The following is an 11,767-nucleotide window of genomic DNA, read 5'->3' on the forward strand; positions in this document are numbered from 1 at the left end:
ACAAAGAATGAAAAACAAAATAAAAGGGCTGTTTATATTTCTTTGCTTATTAGGACCATATCAGGGAATAGCACAGTCAGCTCTGCAGAATAAACCTAACGTTATTTTTTTTCTGGTAGATGATATGGGATGGCAGGATACATCAGTCCCTTTCTGGGAAAAGATTACACCGGCAAATCAAAAATTCCATACACCAAACATGGAGAAGCTTGCAGCCTCTTCTATGAAATTTACACAGGCTTATGCCAATTCGGTATGCACTCCAACACGGGTAAGTTTTCTCACCGGCATGAATGCTGCCCGGCACCGGGTTACAAACTGGACATCTGCAAAAAATGAAACTGTAGATTATCCCGACGATAAATTATCTCCTCCAAAATGGAATGTCAATGGATTATCCCCGGTAAAAGGTAATGAACGAAGTGTTTATGCAACTACATTACCTCAACTGTTAGCAGAAAATGGCTATTATACGATTCAATGTGGTAAAGCTCATTTTGGGGCTTACGGAACCATTGGAGCGAATCCACTGAAACTTGGTTTTGTAAAAAATGTAGGTGGAAGCGCTGCTGGTCATCCGGCATCTTACCTGGCCGAAGATGATTTTGGATATAACCCGGAAAAATATATCGTGCAGGCTGACATCCCCAATATGAAAAAGTACTGGCATACCAATACCTTTTTAACGGAGGATCTGACAGCAGAAGCAAAATTGGCCATGGATACGGCACAAATGATAAAGAAACCATTTTTTCTCTATATGTCGCATTATGCAGTACACCTGCCATACCAGGCTGACAAACGTTTTATACAACCTTATCTGGACAGAGGCCTGACCAAACCTGAAGCAGCTTACGCGGCACTGATTGAAGGAATGGATCATAGTTTAGGTGAACTTATGCAATATCTGGAACAGCATAAGCTGACAAAAAACACTATCATAGTTTTTATGTCTGATAATGGCGGCTTTTCGCATGCGCCACGCGAAGGTGCAGAGAATACTCAGAATTATCCCTTAAGGGGCGGTAAAGGGTCATTGTATGAAGGCGGGGTAAGAGAACCTCTTATCGTACGCTGGCCCGGGGTGACTAAACCAGGAAGTACCAGCAAACAGTATGTTCGTATAGAGGACTTTTACCCGACGCTATTGGAAGTGGCAGGAATCAAGCATTATAAGACGGTACAGAAAGTAGATGGCGTAAGTATGACGTCTTATTTAAAAGATCCTGAAAAACTTGATACGGGGCGTGTAATGATCTGGAATTACCCTAATAACTGGACCGGCGGAAAATCAAACCGGAACCACTCCTGGGCAACTTCACTGAGAAAGGGAGACTGGAAATTAATCTATTTTGAAAAAGAAGGAAAACTGGAACTCTACAATCTTAAAGATGATATTCAGGAGAGCAGGGATTTAGCTGCTACCTTACCGGTACTTACTCAAAAACTAGCCCGGATTTTAACTGCAAAACTAAAAGATTGTGACGCTCAGCTACCACTGGACAAAACTACAGGTAAAATAGTCCCGATGCCAGATCAGCTGACAGATTGAAAACCTGCTAAGATCTTTTGAAAAATAATATGGCAATCCTGTCTGCTATCCCTTTGGAACCAGTTGTATCTGGAACAATTTACTAAATTTCTTACCTGTAACAAAAAGACGTTTACCAGCAGCATCCCAGGCAATACCATTCAGGACGTCTGTATTAGGGAATCTATCTTTTGCAGGCAATATTCCGGTAAGATCAATATAACTCACCACAGAGCCGCTTTTAGGGTCTATAATAGCAATTTTATCGGTCTGATAGATATTGGCGTAAATTTTACCATCAACATACTCCAGTTCATTCAGCTGATCTACCGGCCCGTTGTTATCATAAACATCAACAAAACTTTCTTCTTTATAGTTGTCTTTGTTTAAAAACCAGATTCTGTTAGTCCCGTCAGACTTGATGATACGTTTTCCATCAAATGCAAGTCCCCAGCCTTCTCTGCTGTTCTGATAAGGAAAAGTTCCCAGCTGTTTTAAAGATTTGGCATCATAAACAAAACCCACATCTTCTTTCCAGGTCAGCAAAATGATTTTATCACCTATCAGCGTAGAACCTTCACCAAAAAATTTCTCCTCCAGATCAATCTTAGGCGATGCTTTACCGGTTTGCAGATTAACCCATTTTAGCGTAGAAAAACCATATTCACCGCTACTTTCCAGCAAACGTCCGTTATGATACTCCAGACCCTGCGTATACGAACTTGTATCATGAGGAAATGTATTGATAACCTTATAGCTGAACTGACTAGGTTTAATTGCTGATTTCAATACGATATTGATAGTAACGGTATCTTTTTTCGAACCGTTATCTACAACAGCAGTGATCAGTTTATATCCCAGAGATAAGTCACCTGTTTTAATGGTTAGTGCCTCTGCGTTATTCTTTGTGCCGACTGGTTTACCATCCAGCAGATAATTAACACTGCCAATTTTAGCATCCGCAGGAACATCCAGCTGAACTTTTACATCCTCTCCCAGTCCATAACCCTGTCCCTGTTCAGGAGTTTTAAAGCTCAGTGTATCACTATGACTTCCACCACTCTTACAGGAGATTACGAAAGTGATACCAGTAAGCGCACAAATCAGTAGTATTAATTTAGGTAATTTAACAAATGTATTAGTTTGGCCAGAATGCATCTTCAATATGATTAATTTTATAAAGTTGTTCATTTTCAAAAACAATTGCAACAATATCGTACCGGATTTCCCCCTGATGGTTCTTTCTTTCGATATAAACGGATGAAGCAAAATCAAGTTGTTTCTCTTTTTTCCAGTCCACAAAATCCTCTGGTTCTCCGTGACTGACAGAGCTACGGGTTTTTACCTCAACGAAAATAAGCTTACTGTCATAAAAAGCAATAAGATCTATTTCTGCTCTTCTATGCACCCAGTTTCTTTCCAGAATATGGTAACCGCAGGATTCCAGATAGCCTGCTGCAAGCAGCTCCCCCTTTCTTCCCAGTTCGTTATGTGCTGCCATGAGTTATTTAATAACTACTGAGCCCAGAAACTTAGAGATTTCACGCTCCACATTTTTCATAAAGGCATACTTACCCATCAGAATATCCTGATTCACAGGGTCGGTCTCCATCTTGATTTCCTGTAATAATCCCAATAAAAGGCGTTCTACTTTCTTTTTTTTCAGATGATAAAGCCCGCCAAGAATTGTTGCTTTTAAATTGACCGTTTCATCACGTACATAAATCTGATGTTTATTATACCAGTTTTCACTTAATGAATAAGGAGAGGTTGATAAAGTAATAGCTAAATCTGCAATCTTACGGTTTTCATTTTTAATAAACTGATTGGCTATCGGCAAATGGCCGTTCTCTATTTCTTCTTTATAGTTCTGAATAATGAGCTGACAGATTTCATCTTCAAAAGTCACATCTGCCAGATTCTGCATGATGAACGATCCGATATACATGTTATCGATATTATCCCAGCTTACCAATTCATGTCCAAAGGCCAGTAAAAGACGTACAATCTCATGCTCCTGCAATAAATCATCATCTGCCGGATTATCCATTCCCGGCAGATCCGGTCCTGCATCATCATCAAACAGGTTGTCAGGTGGTCCTTCCGGATAGGGGGTATGAGATTGCTGCTGACCTGAGGATCTCTGCTGATACTGCTGTCCGCCCTGTCCGCTTTTTTTAAATTTAGCAGACCGAATTTTGTTCAGCTCAGTCATCAGCATGCGTTCCTCTACCTGAAGCAGGTGGCTGCATTCTCTGATAAACACTGAAGCCTTAATATCATCAGGTATCTTCGCAATACTTTCTACAATATCCCTGATAATTCCCGCACGTTTAATCGGATCTGTTCCAGCTTCTTTAAGCAGGGTATCAGCTTTATAAAGAATAAAATCTTTACGGTTGTTTTCTATATAGGCCTTAAAGGCACCTGCACCAACCTTGTGCATATAGGAATCCGGATCATGGCCATCAGGAAAGTTAACCACTTTCACATTCAGTCCTTCTTCCAGGATCATGTCCAATCCACGCAGTGACGCCTTAATACCTGCAGCGTCCCCATCATATAAGATAGTTACATTCTGTGTAAAACGTCCGATCAGCCTGATCTGCTCTATAGTTAATGAAGTACCGGAAGAGGCAACTACATTTTCAATATTTGCCTGATGTACAGAAAGCACGTCTGCATAGCCTTCTACCAGGTAACAATTATCAGCATCACGAATAGCTTTTTTTGCCTGGAACAGACCATAAAGCACATTCGATTTGTGGTAAATATCACTTTCGGGAGAATTGACATATTTAGGAACATTTTTATCTGTTTTCAGTGTTCTTCCACCAAAACCTATAACCCTGCCAGTAAAACTATGAATCGGGAACATTACCCTGCCCCTGAAGCGGTCATAAACCTTTCCCTTTTCATTGCGGATAGCCAGACCGGTTTTTTCCAGATACTCTTCCTTATGACCGGCAGAGGCGGCACTTAAGATCAGTGCATCCCATTGATCAGGAGAATATCCGAGCTCAAATTTCTTAATAATATCTTCCCGGAACCCACGCTCCTTAAAATAGCTCAGACCAATTGCACGTCCCTGTTCACCGGTCCATAATTCATTGGCAAAATAATTTGCAGCATATAAAGAGACCACATATAGACTTTCCCTTGCATTATTTGCCTGGACTACTTCCGGACTCTCCTCCTTCTCCTCAATCTCAATATTGTACTTCTGCGCGAGATATTTTAAAGCCTCAGGATAAGAATACTTCTCGTGGTCCATAATGAAACGCACAGAATCCCCCCCTTTACCGCAACCAAAACATTTGTAAATACCTTTGGTTACCGAAACGTGAAAAGAAGGTGTTTTCTCATTATGGAAAGGACAATTACCAATTAAGCTTGTCCCACGCTTTTTTAAAGACACAAAATCACCGACAACTTCCTCAATACGGGAAGTGTCCATGATTTTGTTAATAGTATCCTGATATATCATTAAAACAAATTACTTTACAAATGGTAACAACGTCTCAGCTAAAGTTTTGTTACCCTTTTCATTCAGATGGACTCCATCTGTTGTTAAAATTCCTTTGGAAAGATCCTCGGGATTATTCTGCAAATCATAATCCGTGAACAACTTTCTCAGATCACACAAAGGCAGCTTATTTTTAGTGGCCAGTTCCCGGATAGCTGCTGAAAACTTATCCAGCTCAGTATCCATTTCATTAGCTCCATTTTTTTTCTCCCCAATTACTGCAGGCGTACAAACAACAATTTTAGAGCCGTTAGCCTGAATTTTATTAATCATGGCCTGATAGAATTTCACAAATTTATCCAGATCAGTCCCTGTATGTGAGGTCTGTTTATGCCAGACATCATTTACCCCGATATAGATCACAACCAGATCTGGTTTTTTATTGAGCACATCGTCCTCTAAACGCAGATAAAGATCATATACTTTATTACCACCTATCCCCGCTCCAATGACCTCATAAGCATCCGGGCCAAGTGTTTTTTTAACCAGATCAACATATCCTCCGGGTTTCGCACCCATCTGAGTAATGGAATCACCAAAAAAGATAATCTTTTTAGATTTGGTTTTCATTGCCATAAAAGTAATCAATAAGCATCCTGCAGCCAGAAATACCATTGCTCGGGTTAGTCTTTTCATTAATAGGTGGTTTGAGGTTAGAATAGGTTTCAGGAATATCCGGTCACTATTACCGGATATTCAAAGTTAACCAATTTAAGACTTTTTAGGTAAGCTTTGCAAGGTCCTCTCTCTGTATTTTAATGATAATCTTTATGTAAAATCAAAAAGCTCGCGCGTTCTTCTTTCTTGAAAGGTACATTCCAGTTTCCCTGATAAGTAATTTTGGTTGGCAGTTTATCCTCTCCAAAATAACCCATTTCAATATTCATCTGCACATTAAAATCAAACAGCATGTTGCTGTATTTCATATCTACATAACGTCCCAGAATAGCAAAATCACGCTTATCAAAAATTGTAACCAGCTCTTTAATCATTAATCCATCCTTAGTCCATTTACTTAAGTCATCTTTCACACTGACCCTGAAACGATACACAGGGATTGAATCCAGATAGGTTCCGCTCTGGAAATTATAATCATAATACTGGCGCATATTGGCCGTAAAAATTTCTGTTTTACTTCCAATAAAGGGGATCCCCTTTACAGGTTTTCCCGGATTAAAAATCAAAGTTTTCAGTTTATCTTTATAGCTGGCATTGGTATCTCCTTTAGCTCCCGGAGAAGCCGTGGGTGCATCGGCAACCAGATCAGATTTATAAGCATTCATAAAAATATAATCAAACATCTCTACTGTATACAGCTGATATTTGCCATTCTTCTTAAACACTTTTCCTGTATCCTGTTTAACCAGGTACTCCATTTTTACCGGTCCGGAATTCGTATGCCGGATTTTGCGATAAATCTTTCCGTTTACCTGATTCTTCTTATCATAAGTATAGATCCTGTTTTCAGCAATGAAACTATACTTCTTCATCTTTCTGAATGCGGCATAAAAACTGGTATCTGTAGTGATTGCCTTAATAAAGGTCTCCACACTCAGCTTTTGTGCAACAATATTCACATTTGAATCCAGCTGGATAGTTTTAATGCTATCCGGATTAAAACGGGGGATCTGCTGAGCAAAACCTCCAAATGAGCATACCATCAAAGCTGCAATTAACAGACTCTTCATCTTTAGTTTCCTAATTGCTTCAGCGCAATATATGCCATCAGTCCGGTCGATATTTTCAGCGCATCCTCATCTATATCAAAATTAGGATGATGCACAGAATACAAGGTTCCTTTTGCTGCATTTCCGGTACCTAAACGATAGAAACAAGCATTGGTAACCTGAGAATAATAAGCAAAATCTTCTGCTGCCATCCAGATATCCAGATCCACAACATTCTCTGCACCCAGATAATCTTCTGCATAGGCACGCGCACTGGCAGTTAGTTTTTCTTCATTCACTAAAAAAGGATAGCCATGCATGATATTGAACTCACAGCTTCCGCCCATACTTTCAGCAATACCTTCAGCCATTTTCTTCATCAGACGTTTGGCTTCAGCACGCCACTCTTCATTCAGTGTTCTGAAAGTTCCTTCTATTTTAACTTCATTCGGAATAATATTAGTCGCACCGTTTGCAATTACTTTTCCAAAGGAAAGCACTGATGGCAGTCTTGGATCAGCATTACGACTCACAATCTGTTGTAAGGCAACAATAATATGAGAGGTAATCAATACAGGATCAATATTCTGCTGTGGCTGAGCTCCATGTCCGCCCTTTCCTGTTACGGTAACATACAATTCATCAGCAGAAGCCATGTATATACCAGAACGGAAACCTACTTTTCCGGCATCAATCCACGGCATTACATGCTGTCCTACAATATTTGAAGGTCTTGGATTTTCCAACACGCCTTCCTGAATCATCAGGTTTGCCCCACCAGGTAGCATTTCTTCACCTGGCTGGAAGATTAATTTGATTGTCCCGCCAAATTCTGCTTTCATCTTATTCAGAATATAAGCAGCACCCAGCAAAGAAGAAGTATGAACATCGTGTCCGCAGGCATGCATTACCCCTGGGTTTTGTGAAGTATAAGGCTTGTCATTAGCCTCAATAATTGGTAAGGCATCCATATCTCCACGCAAGGCGATAACCTCTTCAGAAGGCAGATCTCCTGTAATCAGACCAACTACACCGGTATTAGCCATACTTGTAAAGGGAATACCCCATTCGGTCAGTTTATCCTTAATAAATGCTGAGGTCTGAAACTCTTCAAAAGAAAGTTCCGGATTCATGTGAAGATGACGGCGGTAACCGACAACGTCCTGAAATATAGTATTCGCTAAATTTTGAATCTGCTCTTTGTTAATCATCTGATTGGCTATAAACGGGGTGCATTGATTTTTTCTCTGAAAATGAACAGAGTCGGAAATGTTGATCTGAGTTCATTCATCAGTCTCTGGGCTTCCAGACGTGTTCTGAAATCTCCAACACGGAGATAATAATTTGGTTCTTTATAGGTGATATAGGTATTCAGCTTTGGATAAGCCGATTTAAAACGTGCCTGTTCATTAAAAGTCTGTCTCCTGTCAGAGCCATAAAATACCTGGACACGAAAGCCCATTTGCGAGACAATAGCTCCACCAGCCCTCTGACTGGTTACAGGAGCTACTTTTTTACTTAAGGCAATCCTCTTTTCAATCAGGCTGTCTACCAGCGGATCTTTAAGAATAACCACCTCTCCTCTTTTCTGGGCTAAACCAGCCAAAGAAAAGCAACAAATAATAAATGTAAAAAATGATCTCATAGGAAGGGTAAAAACTGTTATAAAAAAAGAATGCCGATTTCTTTTTACAAAAATCGGCATTCTTTATGTGTATTACAAATTACAATCCTGCACCATGACAGTTTTTGTATTTCTTACCACTTCCACAAGGGCAAGGATCGTTTCTTCCAATAGTTACTTCTTTACGTATAGGCTGTTGCGGAGCAGCTTCACGGGTATCATCAAACTCTACATCACCTGTACTGGTTGACGAAGCAAATTCAGGTTTTGACATCTTTAATCTGCTTGGTGCCGGTTTAGGAGCCTGAGCTTCTCTGATATCATCAGCTTCCTGCTGCATCGGGATACCACCTTTATATAAGAAACTTACTACTTCTTTATTTACTGCATTCAACATATTTTTAAACAGGTTGAAGGCTTCCATTTTATAAATGATCAATGGATCTTTCTGCTCATAAACTGCGTTTTGTACAGACTGTTTCAATTCGTCCATCTCACGCAAATGCTCTTTCCATGATTCATCGATTAAAGCAAGAACGATAGTTTTCTCGAATGATTTCGTTACTTCTCTACCATGATTAGCAATTGCTTTTTTCAGTTCTACAGGAACCTGAATGCTTCTGATTCCATCAGTGAAAGGAACTACAATCTGCTCAATATGATCACCACGCTCTTCAAATACCTGTGTTAATACCGGCATTGCCTGAAGGATGATATTTTCAGATTTTCTTGTATAAAAAGTAGTTGCTTCCTCAAACAACTTATCAGTTAAGATATGAATGCTTCTTGAACTGAATTCAGCTTCTGTAATATCAGTATCCAGAGAGAAGTTTTTGATAACCTCTAATTTGAATCCTTCATAATTACCAGCTTCTTTATATTCAGAAACAACGTCTTCAGCAACATCAAATACCATGTTGTTCATGTCTACATCCAGACGTTCGCCAAACAAAGCATTTTTACGTTTAGCATAGATTACTGAACGCTGTGAGTTCATCACATCATCATATTCCAGTAAACGCTTACGGATACCAAAGTTATTTTCTTCTACTTTTTTCTGTGCACGCTCAATAGATTTGGTAATCATCGAATGCTGAATTACTTCACCATCTTCAATTCCCATCTTAACCATGATATTGGAAATACGCTCAGAACCAAATAAACGCATTAAGTTATCTTCCAGTGAAACGAAGAACTGAGATGAACCCGGATCTCCCTGACGACCTGAACGACCACGTAACTGTCTGTCTACACGACGTGACTCATGACGCTCTGTACCAACAATAGCTAAACCACCTGCTTCTTTAACGCCGGCGCCAAGTTTTATATCCGTACCACGACCAGCCATGTTCGTTGCAATAGTCACCGTACCGGCCTGACCTGCTTCAGCAACAATATCAGCTTCTTTCTGGTGCATTTTAGCATTCAGTACGTTGTGTTTTATACCACGTAATTTAAGCATACGGCTTAACAGCTCAGAGATCTCTACCGAAGTCGTACCAACCAGTACCGGTCTGCCTGCTTCTGTTAATTTAACGATCTCTTCTGCAACTGCATTATATTTTTCACGAACAGTACGGTAAACGTAATCCTGCTGATCTAATCTTAACATCACTCTGTTTGTTGGTATTTCTACCACATCCAGTTTGTAAATAGACCAGAACTCGCCAGCCTCTGTTGTTGCTGTACCAGTCATACCACATAATTTATGGTACATTCTGAAGAAGTTCTGTAAAGTAACTGTAGCGTAAGTCTGTGAAGCATCTTCTACTTTCACATTCTCTTTAGCTTCAATCGCCTGGTGTAAACCGTCAGAATAACGACGGCCATCCATAATACGACCAGTCTGCTCATCAACAATCTTGATTTTACCTTCGTCGATGATATACTCAACGTCGATTTCAAATAAGGTATAAGCTTTTAACAACTGATTTACGGAGTGAACACGTTCAGCTTTGATAGAGTAGTCACGCATCAGTTCATCTTTCTTCGCAACTTTTTCTTCGCTTTCCAGAGTTGATTTCTCAATTTCAGCAATTTCAGTACCTACATCAGGCAATACAAAGAAATGCTCATCTTCACCAGATTTAGTGATCAGCTCAATTCCTTTTTCTGTTAATTCTACCTGATTGTTTTTCTCATCAATATAGAAATATAAATGAGCATCAACTTTAGGCATATTTTTAGACTGATCAGCCATATAGCTATTTTCAGTTTTAAGCAGGATATTTTTATTATTTCCTTCACTTAAAAACTTGATCAGTGCTTTATTTTTTGGTAAACCACGGTGTGCTCTTAATAAAGCCAGACCACCTTCACCTTCTTCGGTTCCGGTTTTACCATCAGCGATTAATTTCTTAGCTTCATTTAAAGCTTTGGTTACATATTCTCTCTGTGCATTAACCAAACGCTCAATTCTTGGTTTCAGTTCATGAAATTCATGCTGATCACCAAAAGGAACCGGACCAGAGATAATTAATGGAGTACGTGCATCATCAATTAAAACTGAATCGACCTCATCAACCATAGCGAAATGCAGTTTGCGCTGAACAAGCTGACCTGGTTCCTGCGCCATATTGTCACGCAGGTAATCAAAACCAAACTCATTATTGGTACCATAAGTAATATCTGCCAGATAAGCGTTTCTGCGTTCCTGAGAATTAGGTTCGTGTTTATCGATACAATCTACTCTGATACCATGGAATTCAAATAAAGGACCATTCCACTCCGAGTCACGTCGTGCCAGGTAATCATTCACTGTTACAATGTGTACACCCTGACCAGCTAATGCATTCAGATAAGCAGGTAATGTACTTACCAGTGTTTTACCCTCACCCGTTGCCATCTCGGCGATTTTACCATTATGTAGTACAATACCACCAATCAGCTGAACATCATAGTGTACCATGTTCCATACTACTGTACTCCCCGCAGCATCCCAGGTATTAGCCCAGAAAGCTTTATCACCTTCAATTTTCACATTGGCTCTGCGCGCAGCATAATCTCTGTCATATGCCGAAGCGGTTACTTCAAGTGTAGGGTTTTCAGAAAAACGTCTTGAGGTTTCTTTGACAACAGCGAAGGCTTCCGGAAGAATTCCCAGCAGGGCAACTTCTAATTCTTTATCTCTGTCTTTTACCAACGCATCAATCCGCTCATAAATGGCAGTTTTTTCAGGCAATGATAATTCCTGACTTTCAGCATCAGTTTTAAGTGTACTAATTTGAGTATCAATCTCAGCTAAAGATTTGGCAATAATGTCCTTAAAATAGACAGTTTTATTCCGCAATTCATCATTGCTTAAGGCCGAAAGTTTAGCGTATTCTTCATTTATCTTAATGACAAGTGGTTGGATTGCCTTAATATCTCTTTCTGATTTGCTTCCAAAAACTTTGGTTAAAAATCCTAGCATCGTTTCT

At 39.7% G+C, this 11,767-nt stretch carries 9 protein-coding genes; 1 reads left to right on the top strand and 8 read right to left on the bottom strand.

All coding sequences use genetic code 11. The features are described from left to right. Positions 1–7: 7 nt before the first annotated feature. Positions 8–1,552 (top strand): sulfatase, encoded by a 1,545-nt coding sequence (locus tag PL_RS13655; RefSeq protein WP_041879561.1) that lies wholly within the window; start codon positions 8–10, stop codon positions 1,550–1,552. 45 nt (positions 1,553–1,597) lie between these two features. On the opposite strand, the gene PL_RS13660 is transcribed toward PL_RS13655, so the two are convergent. The 8 genes from PL_RS13660 to secA form a co-directional block, all read right to left on the bottom strand. Next, positions 1,598–2,689 (bottom strand): glutaminyl-peptide cyclotransferase, encoded by a 1,092-nt coding sequence (locus PL_RS13660; protein WP_052496122.1) that lies wholly within the window; start codon positions 2,687–2,689, stop codon positions 1,598–1,600. Beyond that, positions 2,670–3,032: a YraN family protein gene (locus PL_RS13665; RefSeq protein WP_041879559.1), complete on the bottom strand. Its 363-nt coding sequence runs from the start codon at positions 3,030–3,032 to the stop codon at positions 2,670–2,672. Before PL_RS13665 ends, PL_RS13660 begins: the two co-directional genes overlap by 20 nt. Positions 3,033–3,035: 3 nt before the next feature. Next, entirely contained in the window at positions 3,036–5,018 is a 1,983-nt protein-coding gene (dnaG, locus tag PL_RS13670; RefSeq protein WP_348619698.1) for a DNA primase, read from the bottom strand. A 9-nt stretch (positions 5,019–5,027) separates the two neighbouring features. Continuing rightward, positions 5,028–5,693 carry an SGNH/GDSL hydrolase family protein gene (locus PL_RS13675; RefSeq protein ID WP_041879557.1) on the bottom strand — a complete coding sequence of 222 codons (666 nt, stop codon included), beginning with the start codon at positions 5,691–5,693 and terminating at the stop codon, positions 5,028–5,030. Between the two features lie 119 nt (positions 5,694–5,812). After that, complete coding sequence (locus PL_RS13680; protein ID WP_041879555.1) at positions 5,813–6,745, bottom strand: hypothetical protein; 933 nt, start codon at positions 6,743–6,745, stop codon at positions 5,813–5,815. A 2-nt stretch (positions 6,746–6,747) separates the two neighbouring features. Beyond that, positions 6,748–7,935 (bottom strand): M20 metallopeptidase family protein, encoded by a 1,188-nt coding sequence (locus PL_RS13685; protein WP_041879550.1) that lies wholly within the window; start codon positions 7,933–7,935, stop codon positions 6,748–6,750. Between the two features lie 8 nt (positions 7,936–7,943). Next, on the bottom strand, positions 7,944–8,369 hold the full coding sequence (locus tag PL_RS13690) for an SPOR domain-containing protein (RefSeq protein ID WP_348619699.1): 426 nt from the start codon (positions 8,367–8,369) through the stop codon (positions 7,944–7,946). 79 nt (positions 8,370–8,448) lie between these two features. Continuing rightward, positions 8,449–11,760 (bottom strand): preprotein translocase subunit SecA, encoded by a 3,312-nt coding sequence (secA, locus tag PL_RS13695; protein WP_041879543.1) that lies wholly within the window; start codon positions 11,758–11,760, stop codon positions 8,449–8,451. Positions 11,761–11,767: the final 7 nt, after the last annotated feature.

The organism is Pedobacter lusitanus, assembly GCF_040026395.1.
GTDB lineage: Bacteria > Bacteroidota > Bacteroidia > Sphingobacteriales > Sphingobacteriaceae > Pedobacter > Pedobacter lusitanus.